Annotated in this window: 16 protein-coding genes; 2 read left to right on the top strand and 14 right to left on the bottom strand. The window is 30.2% G+C overall.

Annotated features, from left to right (window positions below; translation table 11 throughout):
• Positions 1-11: 11 nt before the first annotated feature.
• Positions 12-701 carry a (d)CMP kinase gene (gene cmk, locus N7659_RS04350; RefSeq protein WP_263276006.1) on the bottom strand — a complete coding sequence of 230 codons (690 nt, stop codon included), beginning with the start codon at positions 699-701 and terminating at the stop codon, positions 12-14.
• Between the two features lie 10 nt (positions 702-711).
• Positions 712-1,167: an SAG1386/EF1546 family surface-associated protein gene (locus N7659_RS04345; RefSeq protein WP_263276005.1), complete on the bottom strand. Its 456-nt coding sequence runs from the start codon at positions 1,165-1,167 to the stop codon at positions 712-714.
• Positions 1,168-1,212: 45 nt separating this feature from the next.
• Between N7659_RS04345 and N7659_RS04340 the strand changes: the two genes are divergently transcribed.
• A complete protein-coding gene (locus N7659_RS04340; protein WP_199566970.1) occupies positions 1,213-1,407 on the top strand; it encodes a ferredoxin in 195 nt (64 codons plus the stop codon).
• On the opposite strand, the gene N7659_RS04335 is transcribed toward N7659_RS04340, so the two are convergent.
• From N7659_RS04335 to N7659_RS04305, 7 genes are all read right to left on the bottom strand, one after another.
• Positions 1,394-1,885: an EbsA family protein gene (locus N7659_RS04335; protein ID WP_263276004.1), complete on the bottom strand. Its 492-nt coding sequence runs from the start codon at positions 1,883-1,885 to the stop codon at positions 1,394-1,396. The genes N7659_RS04340 and N7659_RS04335 overlap by 14 nt on opposite strands.
• 41 nt (positions 1,886-1,926) lie before the next feature.
• The gene (gene pepT, locus N7659_RS04330) at positions 1,927-3,153 is read right to left on the bottom strand and encodes a peptidase T (protein WP_263276003.1); all 1,227 of its coding nucleotides are present in this window, start codon (positions 3,151-3,153) and stop codon (positions 1,927-1,929) included.
• 137 nt (positions 3,154-3,290) lie between these two features.
• The gene (locus N7659_RS04325; protein ID WP_263276002.1) at positions 3,291-4,805 is read right to left on the bottom strand and encodes a GBS Bsp-like repeat-containing protein; all 1,515 of its coding nucleotides are present in this window, start codon (positions 4,803-4,805) and stop codon (positions 3,291-3,293) included.
• 168 nt (positions 4,806-4,973) lie between these two features.
• The gene (locus N7659_RS04320) at positions 4,974-6,125 is read right to left on the bottom strand and encodes a GBS Bsp-like repeat-containing protein (protein ID WP_263276001.1); all 1,152 of its coding nucleotides are present in this window, start codon (positions 6,123-6,125) and stop codon (positions 4,974-4,976) included.
• 124 nt (positions 6,126-6,249) lie between these two features.
• Entirely contained in the window at positions 6,250-7,971 is a 1,722-nt protein-coding gene (locus tag N7659_RS04315; protein WP_263276000.1) for a GBS Bsp-like repeat-containing protein, read from the bottom strand.
• Between the two features lie 179 nt (positions 7,972-8,150).
• A complete protein-coding gene (locus N7659_RS04310; protein WP_263275999.1) occupies positions 8,151-10,658 on the bottom strand; it encodes a sulfatase-like hydrolase/transferase in 2,508 nt (835 codons plus the stop codon).
• A gap of 902 nt (positions 10,659-11,560) precedes the next feature.
• Positions 11,561-14,095, bottom strand: coding sequence for a GBS Bsp-like repeat-containing protein (locus N7659_RS04305; protein ID WP_263275998.1), 2,535 nt, complete (start codon positions 14,093-14,095; stop codon positions 11,561-11,563).
• 562 nt (positions 14,096-14,657) lie between these two features.
• Between N7659_RS04305 and N7659_RS04300 the strand changes: the two genes are divergently transcribed.
• Positions 14,658-15,994, top strand: a protein-coding gene (locus tag N7659_RS04300; RefSeq protein ID WP_411575297.1) for an ISL3 family transposase whose coding sequence is annotated in 2 segments (ribosomal slippage) — positions 14,658-15,912 and positions 15,912-15,994 — 1,338 coding nt in all. Because the reading frame shifts where the segments join, the coding sequence is not laid out codon by codon here.
• 111 nt (positions 15,995-16,105) lie between these two features.
• Here N7659_RS04300 and N7659_RS04295 read toward each other — a convergent pair.
• The 5 genes from N7659_RS04295 to N7659_RS04275 are packed head-to-tail and all read right to left on the bottom strand — an operon-like array spanning position 16,106 to position 21,576.
• Positions 16,106-17,083 (bottom strand): glycosyltransferase family A protein, encoded by a 978-nt coding sequence (locus N7659_RS04295; RefSeq protein WP_263275996.1) that lies wholly within the window; start codon positions 17,081-17,083, stop codon positions 16,106-16,108.
• Positions 17,073-18,302, bottom strand: coding sequence for a glycosyltransferase family 1 protein (locus N7659_RS04290; RefSeq protein WP_263275995.1), 1,230 nt, complete (start codon positions 18,300-18,302; stop codon positions 17,073-17,075). The genes N7659_RS04295 and N7659_RS04290 overlap by 11 nt, the downstream gene beginning before the upstream one ends.
• Complete coding sequence (locus N7659_RS04285; RefSeq protein ID WP_263275994.1) at positions 18,299-19,585, bottom strand: glycosyltransferase; 1,287 nt, start codon at positions 19,583-19,585, stop codon at positions 18,299-18,301. The genes N7659_RS04290 and N7659_RS04285 overlap by 4 nt, the downstream gene beginning before the upstream one ends.
• Positions 19,586-19,600: 15 nt before the next feature.
• Positions 19,601-20,770 (bottom strand): polysaccharide ABC transporter ATP-binding protein, encoded by a 1,170-nt coding sequence (locus tag N7659_RS04280; RefSeq protein WP_263275993.1) that lies wholly within the window; start codon positions 20,768-20,770, stop codon positions 19,601-19,603.
• Positions 20,770-21,576, bottom strand: a complete 807-nt coding sequence (locus N7659_RS04275; protein ID WP_018369515.1) for an ABC transporter permease — start codon at positions 21,574-21,576, stop codon at positions 20,770-20,772. Before N7659_RS04275 ends, N7659_RS04280 begins: the two co-directional genes overlap by 1 nt.
• Positions 21,577-21,669: the final 93 nt, after the last annotated feature.

Here is a 21,669-nt window from a genome sequence, read left to right as displayed (position 1 = left end):
GTACTATAATACTACATTTTATTTTCACTGTCAATGATTTTATTTGCTTTTTGTAAAATAAAGTCGACAACTTCGTCAATGCTTAAACCAGTTGTGTCTAAAGTAATCGCATCTTCTGCCGCTTTTAACGGAGATACTTCACGATGACTATCTTTATAGTCTCTTTGAGCAATTTCTTCTTTTAGGGTTTCTAAATCAGTCGGAATACCTTTTTCAAGGTTTTCCTTGTAACGACGATTGGCTCTTTCTTCAACCGAAGCAATTAAAAAGATTTTTAATTCAGCCTTTGGTAAAACAACTGTACCGATGTCTCGACCATCCATGACAATGCCACCTTCAAGCGCAATGCTTTTTTGAAGGTCGACCAATTTTTCTCGCACTTCAGGAATAGCTGCAACCCAAGAGACATTTTTTGTCACTTCGTTTTGGCGAATAATATCAGTAATATCAACGTCACTGACAAAAACTTTGGGATTCCCATAATTGTCGTGACCAAAAGACAAAGGAAATTGATCTAATAAAGCAATAATTTCAGGAATTTGTTCGTCTGTCAATTGGTGTCTTAATATCAAATAAGTCATTGAACGATACATCGCACCGGTATCTAAATAGGTATAATTTAATTTTTTTGCAATAATCTTTGCAACGGTACTTTTCCCACTTGAAGCAGGACCATCTATAGCAATTTGAATTGGTGTCATTTTTTCCTCTTTATTCAACAAAAACCTCATCTCCTGGATGAGCTAACCAAGAACCTGTACTCATTTTATCTGGGTTTAATTCATATAATTTTTCAAGTGAAATGCCTCCACGTTCAGCGATACGTGAGGGACCCTCTCCAGCTTCTACGATAATTGTTTTTCTATTTTCTTTTGGTGTTTCTACTGTTGTTTCAACTTCTGTTGTTTCTTCTACTTGAGTGGTTTCTTGCTCGACACTTTGTGTTGTTCGATTTGGGTTATAAAACGCTTCTTCAAGGGATTGTTTTTCAGAACCACCATTTGAAGTGTAAACAACAATTAATAAAATACCAACAATAATAGCAAAGAAGACAACTAATAAAATAGTTAAAAATGGTGTACTGATAACAGTACTCACTTTATGTTTTCGAGAGTTATTTTGCCTTCTTTCAGCAAAAACTTTCATCTCCCATGGTTTCTTTACCATACCTTCTCCCTTGTTAATTCTTGAAATTAGTATTACAATAATACTATGAAAGTAACGATAATTCCAGAAAAATGTATTGCTTGCGGACTTTGCCAAACTTACTCCGATGTTTTTGATTACTATGACAATGGCATTGTTAAGTTTTCAAACAGTGAGGAGTTAATTCAAGAAGTCCCATACTCCGATGAGACACTCTTAGCTGTCAAATCATGTCCAACAAAGGCTCTTACGACACCGTAGGAGCTTTTTTATCATCCTTATATATTTCAAAATAGTCAAGCTGAATGAAATTATCAAGCAACTCAACTTCACCTTTGAAGGATTCACAAATCACTAAGGCATCTAAAAAGTATTTCTTAGGCCACTTTCTCATGTAAAACAATCGTTTATCACCATTCGTCAAAATGATTGTTATGGTCGATTTTGTGACATTAATTTTTGCAATATCTGAAATCAAAAGACGTTGTTTAGAAAAAAAGTTTAACGTGACAATTCTAAGGTAACCAGTTTCTTCGATGATAAAATAGCGATGAAGTCCAAATCCTGTTAAAAGGATAAAAACACCAAATAAGATAAAGACATGAAATGAGAAGCTTGTTCGTTCATACAACAAAGATAAAGCTATAAAGATTGGTGTCATCGCTAAAGACCAGTAGCTAATCAGCCAAGACAACTCTGGTTGAAAGTGGTATCTAATCTTTCCAAATATCTTAATCACTGTTAATCTCCTCTCTATTGTATCATATTAAGGATAGGGGGTTAGTCTTTGAAACTAGCAATACCAACAATCACATCAACGGCTTTTTCCATGGTTTCTAGACTGACAAATTCAAATCGACCATGCATGTTTTCACCACCAGCAAAAATGTTTGGTGTTGGAATACCCATAAATGATATTTTAGAGCCATCAGTTCCACCACGAATAGGTTCGATAACTGGCTTGATATCTAAACTTTCCATGACATGTTTTGCAATCTCAACGCTAGTCATATCTTTTTCAATGACTTTTTTCATATTGTAATAACGATCAGATAAGGTGATTTTTACACGTTCTTCACCGAATTCATTATTCATGCGCTTTGCAATTTCTTCCATCAGCTCTTTACGTTTGATAAAATTATCATCTTCAAAATCACGAATAATGTAATCTGCTGAAGCTTCCTCAACTGTTCCACTTAAACTTAAGAGATGGAAAAAACCTTCATAACCTTCGGTTAATTCTGGACGATCTGTTTCAGGTAGTTCTTTATGATAATCCATGGCTAATTGAAGGGCATTAATCATTTGGCCCTTAGCTGTACCAGGATGAACATTTCTTCCTAAAAATTGAATGCTTGCACCAGCTGCACTGAATGTTTCATATTGTAATTCACCAAGTGGTCCACCATCTACTGTATAGGCAAAATCAACATCAAAATCAGCAACATCAAATTTATTTGCACCAATACCGATTTCTTCATCTGGACCAAAACCAACACGTATTTCACCGTGTTTAATTTCTGGGTGGCCAATAAGATATGCCATTGCTGTCATAATCTCAGCAATACCTGATTTGTCATCAGCACCTAAAAGGGTTGTCCCATCCGTTGTAATGAGTGTTTGACCATGATAATTATTAAGATTTGGAAAATCTTTTGGATTTAATTGGTAATTAGTATCACCAAGTTGAATAACACCACCATCATAATTAGTAATGACTTGAGGATTGACACCTTCTGCATTAAAATCAGCAGTGTCAACATGAGAAATAAAACCAATCTTTCTAGTCATGGTTTCATCATTGGCTGGCAAAGTACCAATAAGGTAACCATTATGTTCAAGATAATGAACATTTTCTAAACCAATGTTCTCCATTTCAGGCTTCAAGACATTTAAAACAAATTCTTTTTGTGATTCAGTTGTTGGTGTTGTTGTGTTTTCTGGATTACTACGTGTATTAATCTTAACATATGTTAAAAATCGGTCTAATAATTTATCGTCAGTCATTGCTTTACCTCTTTGTCTAATTTCCTTACTATTATATCATAAAACCGCATTGATATTACTTAATATTAAGCGAAAAAACCTTTCTTTGCTGATTTTTTACAAAGAAAGGTTTTTTATTTATGCTTTTAATTTATCACTTATGGATAAGTACGGTAATATTTCTTAATACCAGCAACAATACCATCTGCTAATTTTTCTTGGTAAGCCGATTGACTGACCTTATTATTTTCTGAACGATTTGATAAGAAACCAAGTTCAACTAAAACAGCCGGTGCTGTAATCTCTCTCAAAACAGCAAAAGTTTCTCGTCTCACTCCCCGATCTGGGGCACCTGTTCTTTTAATGGTTTCTGAATGGATAGCATTTGCCAATACTTGACTTCTTGCTAATCTTTCTGGATTGTTGTGGTAAGTTTTATTGATGCGTGAAGGGTATTCTTCATAATATTGATACCAATAAGTTTCAATCCCACTAATATTACTATTAACTGAGGCATTGAAATGCATGCTTAGGAATAAATCAGAATTGGAAGCATTTGCTTTTTTCGAACGATCTAATAAATCAACAAAGACATTTTCAGATTCACGTGTCGTAACCACTTTATAGCCATCTTTTTCTAAGCGTTGTCTAACCAGGTTTTGCATGATGGTTGTTAATTCTTTTTCTGAATGACCAAAGTATGCAGCACCTGGGTCTTTACCACCATGACCAGCATCTAAGTAAACAACACGGTTAACCACATTATAATTTCCCTGTGATGCTGACCCTTTACTATTAGAATTTAAAGCATAGCTACCTAAATTAAAGCCTATTTCTTGACCACTGGTGTTTGTCACATAAGCATGAACGGTGTAATTACCTTTTTTATGTTGGTGATTAGCTTGGTTGATGTTAATAAGAATTGTTCCATTTGTCACTGCATCAGAAACATACCAAGAAAGATTTTCTTGCTTACTTTCTGACCACGCTGCTACTCGAACTGATTTTATCTTAGGAGATTGTGGTGTTTCAGAGATAAGCACATTTAAAGTACCCTCATTTGGTTTATGATTGGTAACAACTGCTGTTATCTTACCTTGTTCTACTTTTTTAACATCAAAGCCTGGACTACCAGCTAGACCAATCAAACGATTAGCTTCTAGTTGATTATAACCATATATATGAACACTGTAATGACCGCTATCAAAATTGTGATTTCTCACATCAATAGTTGATCGATAACTCGTTTGAGATAATTTAACAGCCCCTACCCATTTCAAATCATCCTGACCTTTGTTGTCAGACCAAACAGGTGTGACAATGCCACTGATGTATAACGGTACATCGCTAACAACAACTTCATAGTTAGTGTTAGATACTTTGTTAATGGCTACTTTTATTGATGGTTTATTTATTGTTATCTGATTGGCTTTTAATCCTTTTAATTGACCACTTTGATTAAGGTAAGTGTGAATATGATAGGTGCCAAATCCTTTGTGATTAGTATAGTTAGCTGTTGCAAGACCATTAGCATTAGCTGCATACCATCTTAAATCATCTTGACCTTTTTCGTCTGACCAAACAGCAAAACGAATTTGACTTAAATCTTTGACATGGTCGGATTGAAATGCCATTTCAATGCCACTTGTCGTTAAATGAGTATTTACTGACATTTGGCTAATATAATGTTTGCCAAGATCTGTTCCAATGGTTTTACCATCACTATAATCAGTATAAACATGGACAATATAATAATCGCTCGTATTACTGTGATTAGCAATATCTACTTTCGCAATCGCTTTTTTATTTGCAATAGTTGGAGTATACGATTTTAAATCATCTTAACCTTTAGCTTCTGACCAAACCGCCACTCGAACATAGCGAAGGGTCTTGCTTGATTGACTGGCATCAACTGCGACATTAAAAGTACTATTATTTTTATCATAATCTTGTAGACTAACTTTGGCATAGGTATCTGCTGATTTCTTCTCATGATTGAAACCCGGAGTAGCCAGCAATCCAATACGTGATTTGGTTATCTCACTATATCCATAAAGATGGACATGATAATGTCCAAAATCGTTTCTATGATCTTTGATATCAATTAAGGTCTCATATTGAGTAGGGGATAATTTCTTGGCTTGATACCATCTCAAATCATCTTGACCATTTTTATCAGACCACACTGGTATCAAAATATCTTTAATAGTTTGTGGTACATCACTTACATTAACACGATAGTGATTGTCATCAACTTTTGTTATTTGTGTCTTTGGATTTGGCTCTTTTATTGTGATTGTTGTTGCATTTAAGCCAATCATACGGCCATTTTGATTGGCGTAAGTATGGACATGATAAAGACCATAGGATTTATGATTATCATAACTAGCATAAGCGACACCGCCTGTTTGTGCTTGGTACCATCTCAGATCATCTTGACCATTTTTATCAGACCAAACCGCAAACAAAATACTGGTTTGTTGTGGAATCTCTCTTTGATATTGGAGACGTAGTCCAGTTGTTCCTTCTGAAACATCCGTCACAGCTTGAGAATTTGCTGAGCCAGTTTTTGCTCTGAAACCACTTGTGTTAGGTGCTTCCTTTTCTTGTCCGGCAATTTCTTCTTCATTTTTAACATTACCATCATTGTGGACTGATTCTTGATTTTCTTTGGAAGAATCCACTTCTTTACCATCAGAAACAAAATTTTGTGTTTCATCAACAGAAACAGATTCTTCTAGTAAAAGTTTCTCAGAGGAAATTGGTTCTTCTGATGATAAGTTTTCTTGAGAAGAATTTAAATCATTCGTTGTGGCTGAACTTAATTCAGTAGTGGTTGTATCAGTTGATGGTTCTATACTAGCAACTTCTTCTACTTTCGGGACGTCTACCTGAGTAGTGGTATCTTCTGCTAAAACCGTTGAAGGAAATAGCAAGATACTCGTAGCAATAGGTAGAATGACTGTCCATTTCTTTTTAGAGAATAACATCATTTGACCTCTTATCTTCAAATTTTTCTTTATTTTAGCATTTTTAGGGCGGTTCATAAAGATTAATGCCAATGATATTAACTAAATAATAAATAAAAAAGCCTCTTAAAGAGACTTTTTGTTGTCGTTATTGATAGCTCGCAAAACTATAGTAAAATTGTGGCTTCAATACTCGCCAATGAACCTTTGTTTGAACCTCATTATAGTTTAATTCACTAATAAGAAAACTGCCATCTGGATTAACATGTTCAACAAAGGCAACATGACCATACTGTGGTAAAGTGTAATCATGACCTCCCTTAACTGATAAAACAGCTCCTACACTTGGTTGATTGCTGCGATGCCAACCTTGACTAGTCAAACTATTCACCCAATCTTGACCATTACCCAACCAACGATAAACAGAAATTCCGTGTGTTTCTCTAATCCGGTTATAGACGTAAAACGTACACTGCCCTTGACTATAGCTTGTTCCGATATTGTCATATCCTCCATATATTGTTCTTGAAGTCGGTGCTTTATACGTTAAAAGGTTTTGATAATTTGATGGCATATAATATTGTGAAAAGTAAGTATAACTCGTTTCAATCCTTGCCGATAAAGAGACCTGAGATAAGGGATATCCTCTCGTTTCACCGTCATTATAAGTGATATAGACATGGACATGATAAAGACCACTTTTATTAGCATGATTTTTAACATCTGCGTTAATTGAAAACGAGCCATTATTTGACTGTTGACTCTGATACCATTTGAGATTCCCTTGATTGGCATCTGACCATACAGCAACACTTATCTGTTTAATGACTTTTGAATGCTCAGTTTCATTCACTATCACTGAAAATTGATTACTATTAGTCATAGAACTCCCCATTTGAGGACTATCATAACTGGTAATGGCATCCACAGAAAAACCAGCTGTACTTTGTAGCCCCATTAGCCCAGTTGTTAGATCACTTCTTCCATAGAGATGAACACTATAATGTCCTAAATCAAAGTGATGATTCTTAAGAGGAACCATAACCTGATAAGTGGTTGCATCAATTTTTGTCGCTTGATACCATTTAAGATCATCTTGACCATTATTGTCAGACCAAATCGGAACAAGAATAGAGGTCATATGTTCAGGCACATCATTTATCGTCACTTGATAAGCTGTGTCTTTTACCTTAGTGATTTGGTAGTTGAGATTTGGTTTTTCAATTTGGAGAGTTTGTATTGAAACACCTTTCATCTCACCTGGTTTCTGTAGGTATGTATGAATATTGTATTTACCATAACTTTTATGATACATATATTTCGCTAAAGCAATACCATCTGAATTAGAATAATACCATTTAAGATCATCCTGACCATTTTCCTCAGACCAAACTGCTGTTACTAATCTTCCTTCTTCTGGAACTATTTTAGATTTTATTTTAATACCTTCTCCAGTTGTTGTTAATTCTGGTTTCGATAATTTTATGCTTTTCTTACCTAAATCAAATCCTTTTTTACTTCCATCATTATATGTTATGTATGCATGAACAATATAATTTCCACTTTTACCTCCATGTTCTTTAATATTAAAGTGATATTGAATGCTATTGTTAGATACTTTGTCTGTACTATACCATTTTAAATCATCTTGCCAATCTTTTTCTGACCAGACAGCGATGTCAATATAAGAAATTGTTTTACTATTTTCAACTTCATTTGCTATAACATCAAATGTCCCTTCATATTGATTGAAATTTTTTATTGTTACCTCTGATTCAGCAACATCAGTTGCCTCTACTCTATAAATGATTAACATTGAAATAAGAAATAACATGGTATAACTAAGTAAACGGTGCAGAATTTTTTTCAATATATTCTCCTTAAAAAATTTTTAGAATCTAATTTTGAAAAAAATTATTTTTCCAAAATAGATTACATACTATTTATTCGAAAATAGTCTCTAATCTTTCAAATAATAAAGTGAACATTTTAAATTTATTTCACTTAAACATAGTAAAAAAGATTTAATTCTATAAATAGAATTAAATCTTACTTTGTCATTTCAAAAAAATCTGGATGTTCAAGGATATAATTGTTACCTTCCATTAAATCATACTGTATCAATTTTAAATCATCTGCTATAATTTTTTGTTCTTCGCTTAAATCTTTTTTATCAATACTAGCATTATTTAAAACTTCAGTTAACAAAGCATAATAGGGACTAACTTTTGAATTGGTGTGTGCTAATAGTTCTGCTCCAAAATCACTAGAATTAACCAGAGGATAATCAAGCTTTCTCTCGACATCATAATTACTCCAAATAAAATAATCAGTTAAATATTGATTTTCAGGTTGATTTTCAAATATTCTTTGGGGATATAATCCTGGTAAATGATCACCATAAAAAACAACTGTTATTTTCTTATTAAAAGTTCTAAGTTTTTCCAAAAATTCTAATGTATCCTTATCAGTATAAGTTAATAGTCTAGCATAACTAAGTAGATCATTATTTTCCTTATCATTAAAATCATCACCTTCAGCTTGAATATCTTCTGGGGTTTCAGAAAACCAAGGTGAATGATTCTGCATAGTCATAACTGAAAAAAATTGACTCTTTGACTCATCTAATTCGGATAAAATGTTTTGGTAACTGGATTTATCACTATAACTAGAACTTCTATTTTCGATAAAACTTGGTTCATCTTTAGTGCCTTCAGTCGCAATAAATTTATCATATTTAAATTTTTGGTAAATAGCTTTTCGAGAATAATTATTAGCATTTGCTAAATGGATTACAATTCTGTTATTTTCATCAAAAAAATTACTTATCAAAGGAACATAGCTCATCTTAGGGACAACATCAGTATATAAAATTGATATGGTGCCATTAAGATTGTATTTTGGTAAGCCAGATAGTGATTGAAATTCCATATTTGCAGTTCCACCACCATAACCATCTGCATGCATTAGTCCACTCGTAGTCTTACTTTGAATTGACTTAATATTGGGAAGCAACTCTTGAGAAACATTTACTTGTTCAAGACGTTTTGGATCTGCTAAACTTTCACTTAAAATATAGATTATTGTTTGATCATTAATATTGTCTGTACGAGATTCATTAATAGTAGTTGCTACTTTTTGATATTTTTCATAAAGAGAATCAATTGTTTTTTTACTATAATTATCTGGCTTTTCCATACTTTTCGTTGTTAGTTGTTTAAACCATACAAAGCTAAGAGACTGAAATCGAGAATTTGCATTCAAACCTTGCCAATCAATATCATAAACATTATAGACAGAAGAAAGGACAGGAATATTTGGATTAATTAATCCATTCTCGGAATTTTCAAATATTATTTTAATACTTATAAAAGAAGCTAAAACGCTTGAAATTAACATTAACCTTGTTAGTTTAGATTGAAAAATTGGCCCAGAAAGAATTTTATTTCTATAAACAATTAACAACAATATAACAATTAGCAGAACAATAATAAAAGTTATAACTATATTCCAATCAATAAAATCAAAAAAGAAAGTAAATTCTCTAATCCAAGACAAATCTGACAATAGTAATGGCTCATTTCTTAATTCAAATTTTTTAGCATTTGCAAATGAAATAATGAAACCGAAAATAATTGAAATTAAAGTAGCAGGTAAAAATCTATTAACTATTGAATAGAACAACATGAAAAGAGCTGCTAAAACAAAAATTTGAAAAATAGTTGCTCCAGAAACAATATAATAGTCATACCACATTCCAGTAACTGTTATACCAGATTGAATATAATAATTAAAAACAGTAGCAAGAATAATACTTGTTGTTAAAGAAAGAAAAAAGGTTGATTTATTATTTTTTAAATTATAAAAACCAATTACCAAAATAATACTTAATACTGAGTAAGAGATGTATGAAATTAAAAAATAAATGATTAAATTATTACTAAAAATTGAAGAACTAGATTCAATTGGCAAAAGATTATTAGAATAAAAACGATCTAAAAACTGTGAACCAGTTATTATTAATGCCGTTAGTGTTTGACCAATGAATATAAATCTAATGTTTGAAGAGTTTAAATTTGTCTTTAGTAATTCATATCTATCATGTACTGTATTGAAAAAACCTTTTTTCTGTAGTTGTTCATATATTTTTGAAATTAATTTACAAAACAAAATACTTAATCCAATTAAAAATAACGACTCTAAGAAATTTGTTTCATAAAAATCATTATACTTATCCCACTCAAAATTCTCATCATTAAGTAATAAGGTCATTTTGAAAAAATAAGAGCTTATTAAAAATAAATAATACGATACAATGGTTGATATCAACAATTTTAAATTAAAGACTTTGTGAACAAAAAAACCAATTAAAATTAATAATAAACTATAAAATATAATGATTTTTGAAGTAAAATTAAAGGAAAATTGAGAAGAATTAATAAACAAAAATTTTAGAAAAATGATTCCAAAAAATAGGACTTGAACTATAATACTAATAATATTATTCAAAAATATTTTTTTTATATTATTAATATTATAAGAAGTTAATATTTTCATTAATAAATCCACCTTAAATTCTTAAATATTTCAAATTCTAAAATTTTCATGGGTTACCTTTGAATTTACTCAATATTTTTTTTACAATATATTTTAAAATTTGAATGTTTGCACTTACAAAATATTTTATTGCTCCTTTTATTCCACCATAATAAGTAAAGTCAATAATAGAACCCGGACTAAATCGCAAATTATCTTTTTTATTTAGTACATTGATGTCTACAAAAGGAGGTAAAACCAAAGGATTTTTAGAAATTAAAAAATCGTAGTCTTTAAGCTATGATTTATATTCTAACATCCTTTCTACACAATGTAAAATAGTTAATTTCAGAAACAGATTTTAGGGATATAACCAATTTTAAAATGAATTAGATAAGAAATACCATTTATATTAAATTTAGGTAAAACACAACATTTGTCTTAAAGGAAACTCTTATAAATAATATAACCTTATCTTATCAAAAGAACCTAGTTATGATTAAGCATAAGTTTCTATGTTTTTGCATTAACACTTCCATTTTCTAACAAGCCTATACAGAAGTCTCTTTTATCTCTTTATCATTGTACACCCATTCTTGTTTCTTCAAGTTCAACTTTTCTCTTTATTTAGTATCCCCATATTCATCTTTTAATTGTTGAAGTGTTGATATTGTTTTCTCGATAATTGATTGATAGACAGATTATTTAGACATAAGATATAACTGTACAACTACCACTTTATTTTCTGAAGATATTCTCCATTTTTTGAACATACAAAAACTCCCCTTATCATTTCTAGTGAATCTTTGCTTTTTTCACTGTCCACTATAAGGGGAGTATTTTAAATTGATTCTCTCTGGATGTTAATGACTAGTTAACTACTACCCATTTGACAAAAAACATTTGATTTCATATGCTCGTTATTAATATGGGTATATGTAATAAACAGCTTGTGTTGTTGGATTAAACCAGCCTCGATAGTTAGCAATTAATTGGTTGCCAGCATAGTTAGCTTCTTTTACTTGAATTTTCTTTGAGTTTTCAACAGCTATTACATAAGCAACGTGCCCATCCCCACCACCATCGTTAGGAAAAACAGCAACTGCTCCAATAACTGGTTCTGTACCAATTGAAAATCCTGCAGCTTTTGCGCTTTCAACCCATTGCCTTGCATAGCCCCAATAATTACCTACCCAAGGAGCTAATTCTTTAACGCCCCATGTACATTGTCCAACTGGATAAGTATTATTTGAGGGGGTCACTTTTGGTGTTGCTTTTTTAATTAAATTAATCTGAGGTAATTGAGAAAACTTAACATCATTATCCATATACGTTACATAAACGTGGACATGATATTTACCAGTAATATTACCATGTTGTGTGACATCACCATTAATACTTAAAGCATTTCCTCGTTTAACACTTGTTTCATACCATTTTATATTACTTTGATTACCCTTAGACCAAACTGCTACTCTAACCAATTTAATGAATTTGGAATCATCGTTTTCAGTTACTCTGACGCTAAAACTATGACTATTAGGAGTATAATTAACAATTTCTATCTTAGGATCTTTGTAATTTGAAATACTGTTTACTTGAAAACCGTTTGTACTTGTTAATCCAATAATTCCATCAGATAAAGGTCCATCAGCATATATGTGTGCTTGATATTTCCCTAGTACGTATTTATGATTTTTCAGTTTAACATTAACTTTATAAGTTCCATTAGAAATTTTTTGTGTCCTATACCATTTCAAATCATCTTGACCATCTTTATCAGACCATACAGGAATGACAATTGAATTAATGTATTTGGGAACATTTGTTACAATAATTTCAAAATCTGTATCACTAATTTTTGAAATATTATGATTAACAGTTGGAATAGGAATATTTATTTGACTTGCCATAATCCCTTCCATTTTCCCTGATTTTTTTAAATATGTATGTATATTATATATACCATAGTTGCGATGATTAGTATATTTAGCAAGTGCAATTCCCATATTGTTAGCATTATACCATTTTATATCATCTTGACCTTTTTCATCAGACCATACAGCAAAGTAGATGTTATTTAAATCATGAATAATATTAGATTTAAATCTCAAAGAAATACCACTTTGAGTTAAATCTGTTTGCAATTCATTTTTAGCCTCTATTTTAAAATAATATTTTCCTAAATCTGTTCCGATAGTTTTACCATTTGCATAATCAGTATATACGTGAACTATAAAAAAGTCGCTTTTATTACTATGATTAGTAACATCAATTTTGAACTTATCTTTATTATTTGAAGTATTATTATATGTGTACCACTTCAAATCATCTTGACCATTGGTCTCTGACCAAACTGCTATTCTAATACCATTTATTACCTGATTAGCATTTGATTTATCTATTGTAACATTGAATGTGGTTTTATTCTCACTATAATCTTCAATATTTATTTTTGCATAAGTTTCGGGTTCTTTTTCATGATTAAATCCTGTTGTTCCAATTAAAGGAATTAGAGACTGTGTAATTTGACTATAACCATATAGATGGATATGATATTGCCCAAAATCATTCTTATGATTATTCACATTTACAATAGTTTCATATTTTGTAGGCGATATTTTTTTAGCCACATACCATTTTATATCATCTTGACCACCTTTATCAGACCAAGTTGGTACTTTAATTTCTGTTATTGTTTTTGGAATATCACTGATTACAATTTTATATTCATTTTTAGAAATTTTATCTATTTGATAATTAATGTTAGGCTCTTCTATACTGAAAGTTGTTGCATTAAGTCCTCGCATTTTCCCATTTTCATTAGCATATGTATGAATATGATAAAGATCATAGGCTTTATGATTACTATAGCTTACGTATGCAACTCCTCCATTATCAGCTTTATACCATTTTAAATCATCTTGACCATTTTTGTCAGACCAAACTGCAAACATTATAGTGGAGTTTTTGGATATTTCTCGATTGTATTGAATACGAAGTGCTGTTGAACCTTCTGAAATTTCTGTAACAGATAAATTATTTGCATTCTCAGAAGAGTTTCTAAATGAATTCTTTAGATGAGGAGTTTCTATTAATTTTTCTGAAGTAATTTCTTCTGAAAATTCATTATTTTCTAAATCAACATCTTCTTCATTTAATAAATTATCCTCTTGAATAGTATTTTTATCTAAATTCTTGAAATCATTGTTTTCTACATTATTAGAATTATTTGGAACTTCCAAATCATGATGATCAGATAATACATTATCATCTTCGTTTGATTCATCATTTTTAATAATTTCAACGAAATTTTTATCTTGACTATTCGTCAAATTATCAAACTCTGATATTTGATTTTGAGTTATTCCATTTTCCGTGTCAGCAAACACTTCAGTGGATGTAGCAATTAAACCTATAGATAAACATAAAATAAACAATATTTTTTTCTTTTTCATAATCATATTGCTTTATTCCTCCTTTTCACAGAAAGTATAGCATTATGTTTGTGAAAGATCAAACAATTATATGCTGCTATTTAAAAATTTTTTAGTTTTACTTTTGCTATGCTACTGCAAAAACACTTTTCTATAATTAACTTAACTTCCAATAAAAAATAATATTCTCATAACAAATATATAATAAAAAAATTCTGTTTAACAACATACTTATGAAATACTTTAATAGACTACAAGAATTTATTCAACCTAAAAAAGTAATCCTGAAGAATAAAAAATATCTCAAACTTCCAAATAATTTACTTCGAAAATTGTCTCAATTCTACTCAAAAAAACACCCCAATTGTTAGATTTTGTGTCTAACTTTTGGCTCTATAATATCTGTAGTGGGTAACTCCGCCACAGAAGTTATAGGGCTTTTTCAATGCAGACAAAAAGTGGCTCTATAATATCTGTAGTGGGTAACTCCGCCACAGAAGTTATAGGGCTTTTTCAATGCAGACAAAAAGTCCCATATGACTTATAATGAAAAGCGACAAAACCACTCATTAGAAAGAATCATATGGAACATCTTAAGAATACCACAAATTTATTAGGAATAAAAGACCCAAATATCATTATTTTACTTGTTCTCAAACACCAAGCTCATATTGAAATAAAAGCTAAACTCGATCATAAGCCTCCTTTATGTCCTCATTGTCATGGAAAGACTATCAAGTATGATTTCCAAAGAACTTCCACTATCCCAATCCTTGATGTCCAAGGAATGCCTACTCTTCTTAAATTAAAAAAGAGACGTTTTCAATGTAAAGATTGTCATAGAGTAGCAGTGGCTAAAACATCTCTCGTTAAGAAAAACTGTCAAATCTCTGAACCGGTCTGGAAAAAAATAACTCATGCTCATACCCAAAAACTAACCAATTCTGATATCGCTAATCAACTTCACATCTCTGTCTCTACTGTACAAAGAAAACTATCTCAGTTTACTTTCAAAGAAAGATATCACCATCTGCCTCAAGTCTTATCTTGGGACGAATTTTCCCGAAACAAAGGCAAACTAGCTTTTATTGCGCAGGACTATAACACTAAGAAAATTGTCACTATTCTTGAAAACAATAGACAAACAACTATCAAGAACTATTTCTACAAATACCCTAGAAAGGTCCGGGAATTAGTCAAGGTAGTGACTGTGGATATGTCGGGAAGTTATATTCCACTTATCAAACAACTCTTTCCAAAGGCTAGAATTGTCTTGGATCGCTTTCATATCATCCAACACCTCAACCGTGCTATGATGTCAACGAGAATTGCCATCATGAAGAGATTTGACAAGAAGTCTCTACCTTATCGTGCCATGAAAAATCATTGGCGTATCCTTCATAAAGACAGCAGAAAACTGTCTCTTAAACTGTTTTACTCAAGAACCTTTAGACAAACCTTAACCCCTAAAGAAATCGTGAGAAAAACATTGCAGTTCTCTGATGAACTTCGCTATTACTACAATCTCTATCAACTCTTACTCTTTCATTTCCAACAGAAGAATACTCATCAGTTTATGGCATTGATAGAAGATAACTACCACTTAGTCAATCATGCCTTCAAAACGGTCTTTAGAACGTTTAAAAAATATAAGGCATCTATCGCAAATGCACTTGAACTTCCTTATTCGAACGCCAAACTAGAAGCGACAAATAAGTTAATCAAGGATATCAAGAGACAAGCCTTTGGGTTTAGAAACTTTAACAACTTTAAAACAAAAATTCTCATCGCTTTGAACATTAAAAGGGAGAGAATCAATGTGATTCTCTCCCGAACTTGATGACTAGTCACCCACTACAGTTGACAAAGAGCCTAACTTTTGGGGTGCAGTTCAATGAGCTCGTGTTTTTATTCTCTTAACTTTTGGTCTTGTATCTTTGATTATTGATAGTTGTATTAATTATAGAAACAAAATCTAAAAACCAACTAATTTAAAATTAGATAAATTTTTTTATTATTCAAATTTTAATATCATTTCTCTCTTTTTTCCAAAGAATATTTTGAAATATTTGAATTTAAATCGATACTATTTGCCAACCTAATTCCTCTCCATTTTTCGAAATGAAATAAAGGATTTATAAATGACCAATAAATTTTTTTTCTAAGAGTATAATCTGTATCTTTTAAAATTTTTATACTATCTTTAAATGAAAATTTAATGGTGTTAATTATAACATTCAGAAATGAAATTTTTGTAGTATTACCACTATTTAGACGAATATTATAATTTTCGTCAAAAATACGTTTTTTATAATCAGATAACTTAACATCATTAGAATGCTCAACAACTGCTCTACTATTGTATGCCTTAATATAACCAGCATCTAAAATATCTTTACCATATTCATAATCTTCAGAATAATCAACAGTCCTATATCCTATATTATTAAGTAGAAAATCTCTGGGGGCTGCTGAACAAACATCACTGTAAAAAGACTCTTTTGTATACTTACCAAAAAATTCTTTATTATCTCGAGTCCAAAGTGTAATAGCATCAGGAACACCTTGTTCTTCAAAAACTAAATTAATATCATATTTCATGGCAGGAAAACAATTATCTCTAGGTTTCTGTTTTCCTAATACTGCCACAATCTTTTCATTTAGACTAAATGGTGAAATCATTTCTGATAACCAGTTACTATTTATAGGTATGGCATCTTGGGTTAAATAAACAATATACTGCGCCTCTGATATTTCAGCTACCATTTGCCTAGTTCTACCATGAGAAAATTCTGATTTTTTAATTTTAATTAATCTTAAATTATCATATTTAGACAAAAACTCTTTGATTATTGATAAAGAAGAGTCTTGAGATTCTGAATCAGTAATGATAACATCCCAAGGAAAATCAGTCTTTTGTTTATATAATGCAACTAAAGTCTCCTTTAGATGATTATTTTCCCCATTGAATACAGGAATGAAAACAGTCGCTTTGAGTTTATTTTTCATTAATAACCTCTCTAATAATTATTTGTTCTACTTTTTTATAACTTTTTTCCCAAGAAAAATCATTATATTTCTTGCTGATCTCACTTGCATAATCATTAATATTAGTTTTCTCAACTATCTCACATAATTTATTAGCTAGAGAAATAGGATATGCTTCCGCATAAGCAATATCATCAATTTCTCCAAGAACAGTGGTATTATTCTCTCCCGAGTTCATAACTGGAACGCATCCAGAAGCCAATAATTCCAGTGGTAATAAAGAGACATTTGTTAATGATAGTAATAAACAAGCAACACTATCTTGATAAATTGTTGCAAGTTCTTCTTTACCCAAAATTCCTCTATTAATAAATTCAAAAGGTATGTTATAATCACTCATATCTTGACCAAAAAATTCAATATCATAATCGGGATATCTCTCTTTAAATATTTGAAGAGCCATGATTCCAAGTTCAAATCCTCTTCGCTCAGTGTGAGCTCTAGCATAAAAAGCAATCTTTTTCTTCTTCTTAATTGGAGCCGTAGGCTGATAAATTTCTATATCAGCACCAAAATCAAAATAATCAGATTCCATTCCATAGCTTTTTAGTTTTTTTGTTAACCATTTACCGGCTGTAATACCATAGAAACCAAATTTATATGTTGCTTCAGCCAATTTGTACCTAGAACCTACTCCATAAAACATAGGTTCAAAATCCTGAACAAAATAAAATTTATGAAGCTTTTGATCTTTTAAATTAAATACAGCGTAAGCAGTTTCCCAACTTGTAGCAAATACAACATCTTGATTTTTAAAATTTTCAAGTTCTTCTACAGAAACATCAATGTGATAAGACTGTAATAAAATTTTGTAAGCTTCTTTTGAAGTTTGATGAATTGTATTATTATCGTATATGTAAAAAGTTATACGATGACCATGAGATTGTAGATATTTAACAAATCTCGAAATAGTCGTATGTCCCCCTCCTCCTTTTCCTATAGGGGGAGAAACCCATGCTATATTTAAAATTTCTTTATCAATTTTAGATGGCTTTTTATAACGATTATTAATATAATCTGCTGAAACTATGTCTTCAAATTTAGGCATAATTGGTAATTTAGATAAGTCTATCTTATGTATTTTTTTCATTAAAGGCTTACCAGTTAATTTGTGAAGAATTTTTCTAATAGTCACATATATACCATATTCTTTAAAACTTTTTAAAAGTTTATATATCATTTTTTTCTCCTTAATAATCGAATTAACTTATTATTGATAAACAAGCTATAAAATTTTATGAAAAATTGATTTATTTTATAATAGTATGCTTTCTTAATATTTTTCAATTCGTCCGCTTGCAAATTAATTTGCAACTTCAGAGAATCAATTTCTTTTTCTTTTTCTTTTTCAACATTTTCTAATTTATGAATAGACTGCCATAAATTAACACTATCATTCTCTAAACGTACCACTGTATTTTTTAATAATAAATTAATGGCATTTACATATTCAATATAATTTGAATCAAATGGTTCTATTTTTTTATTAAAATTATTTACACTCTTATAAATTTTGGAAAAAACGTTAGAAATTAGATACTTATTAATCGATTGATTTCTTATTTTATTATGAAAAATTTGAGCTTCTTCATAATTGCTTAATATCTCTTTGACTATTTCCTCAGAAGTTTTAATATTTTTTTCAAATCCTCTACCCGAAAAATTATTTTCTTTTGCTAAAATAAAATTATCTTCATTTAAATATCCTGGACCTTTAAAATGATCATATACATATATTGGTTTTCCCATTACCAAACAGTATTGAACATTTTTACCTATTCCTATAACACAATCGTATTTATTAATTAATTCTGGGTTTACTAGTTGGTAATTTTGAGACCAAACTCCAAAATAATCAATTTTTATTTTTCTTTCGATTAATAATTTTTCAATTTCCAGAATTTCTTTAGGAGGATGATTCGATATAACCAATATGGATTTTATTGAAGTTTTCTTTCTATGTTCTAAATTAGTATAAGATTTAGGAACAGGGTTGGGATAATAATGTAAGTTAGGAATTTGTTTAAAAAAACGAGATAAGTTTTTTTTAACTATTTCTTTTGAAACTACTAAACTAGCAGATGAAATTTTTTGTTCTAAATCATGAATAAATGGTTGTTCTAAAACATGGCTAGGTAAAGCTGCCATATGCAAAAAAACAAATCTAGGATATTTTTCATGATTTTGCCCAAGTTCTCTAATTATTTGAGGTGGAATAATATTTTGTGATACAAAAACCATATCATAATTTGTTATTTCAAATTTATGATTAATATCATCAATAATTTTAATATTCTTTTCCTCAAATTTATTCTTCAACGGTGATTGAGATAAGTAAGTAAAAACTTCAACAACTGCTCCTTGAGATTGAAGATATAAAGCTAATTCTAAAATATTAATCTCAGCACCACTAAAACCTCGTAACCAAATGTGAGTTAATAAAAATTTCTTTTCTTTAAACATATCTACATTTCAACCTCACTTTTTTAATCTAAATGATACGTTAGGCTTCCAATATATGTTATTTCCTGATTTACCTCTGTTAATCAACTCAAAATTACAAACATTATTAAAAATAGCATATTCTTTTGATCTATCTCGAGATTTGACACCAAACTGAGTTGTAAATTTCCCATTTGGGAAAATATTTTGAACTAAAAATTTAATATTAATTTTAGAATCAGCAATTGATATTGGATCATCAACTTCTTCATCCGAAACCCATCTATAAAGTAGTTCACCACTATCTTTATGAATTGTAAAAGTCAACACAGGATCGTCAATATTTTGCTTTATTTCCAAATTAAAGTTAAACTCTAAATTTTCTTGATTTATATTTTTAAAATAAGAAGACAAAGCGATATTATTTTTCTTTGTATTATTATTTGACTCAGTTTCAACACCTATCCCATTAAGTTCTTTATAAATTTGAGCAATTTCAAGTGGACTCCCTACCTTCATTTTATGTCCTTTATCAATTAACATGGCTTTATTGCAAAAGCGTTGAACTTGTTCCATTGAGTGAGTTACTAAAATTACCGTTTTATTTTCTCGTTTTAATTGAGCAAAATAATCAAAGCATTTTCTTTGAAAAGCTTCATCACCAACAGCTAATACTTCATCGAGTATTAAGATATCTCCTTTTGCTTTAATTGCAATTGAAAATGCTAATCGAACTTGCATTCCACTAGAATAATTTTTTAACTTTTGATCCATAAAATCATTAAGTTCAGCAAAAGAAACAATTTCTTCATACATTGAATCAACTTCACTTCTTGAAAAACCTAGTAAAGCTCCATTCATAAAAACATTTTCTCTGCCAGTTAATTCAGGATTAAAGCCAACCCCTAGCTCAATAAAAGGAACTAGTTTCCCATTTACTTCAACTGTACCACTTTCCGGTGTATAGATTTTAGAAATAATTTTAAGTAAAGTAGATTTTCCTGAACCATTTCTTCCAACAATTCCGAAAAAATCTCCTTCTTCTACTTGAAATGAAATATCATCAAGAACGTGTTGTTCAGTATAACCTTTTACTCCTTTAAAGTAATTTACCAAACTAGTTCTTAAGCTATGACTTGCTTCTGTTGGTAACTTAAAAGATTTACTTATTGAATTAACAGATAAAACAACTTTTTTTCTTAACATTAGAGAATCTCCGCAAATTTCTTTGAATTTTTCTTAAATATATAATAACCTATAAAGAATGAACTAATAGATATAACAATTGGAATAACCGTAAAAATTTTATTTTCGAAAAGATCCCAATTAATTTCAGCACCAGAATAAACAATAAAATGACGTAATTCTTGAATTATCTGAGCTAAAGGATTCAACATCATTATTTTTGCAACTAAAGTATGTCCTCTTTGAATAATGTAAGTAATTGAATAGATAATAGGGGTGCTATACATTCCAGCTTGGAGAATAACTTCCCATATAGGTCCCATATCTCTATATTTAATAAATAAAGTTGATAAGATAAAAGCAATACCTGTAGCAAACAAAAATAATTCAAAGAAGAGAGGTAGTAAAATAAAAATCCCAATACCTATATCAACACCATTTATAAAAGCAAAAACAAGTACAACTAAAAGATTGATAAAATAATTTATTGTCGCCCCTAAAACTGAAGATATAACAATTATTTCCTTAGGAAAATTTATTTTTCTAAGTAAATCTCCTCTAGATACAATTGATAACATTCCCATACTTGTTGCTTCTGTGAAGAAATTCCATGTCACCATTCCTAAGAGTAAACTTACAGCATAATGCGGGGTACCGTCATCAAATCTTAAAAAACGAACAAATACCAAATACATTATAGTAAATAATAGCATTGGTTTTAAAATAGACCATAAGTGACCTATCAAACTTCCTTGATAACGCAGTTTAAAATCTGTCTTAATCATTTCTTTTAATATAATAAGATTGTTTGTCGAAAAGTTATACATTATTATCTCCTTTTTCTACTTTTTTAAAATGAGATTTTAAAAAATAAATAGTCTCATTCGTTTTTACCATTTCTTGCAAAAGAATCCAATTTT

The sequence above is a fragment of the Streptococcus sp. CSL10205-OR2 genome (assembly GCF_025660655.1).
Lineage (GTDB): Bacteria > Bacillota > Bacilli > Lactobacillales > Streptococcaceae > Streptococcus.
The sequence above is the reverse complement of the archived record's forward strand: the minus strand, read 5'-3'. Positions and strand labels throughout refer to the sequence as shown.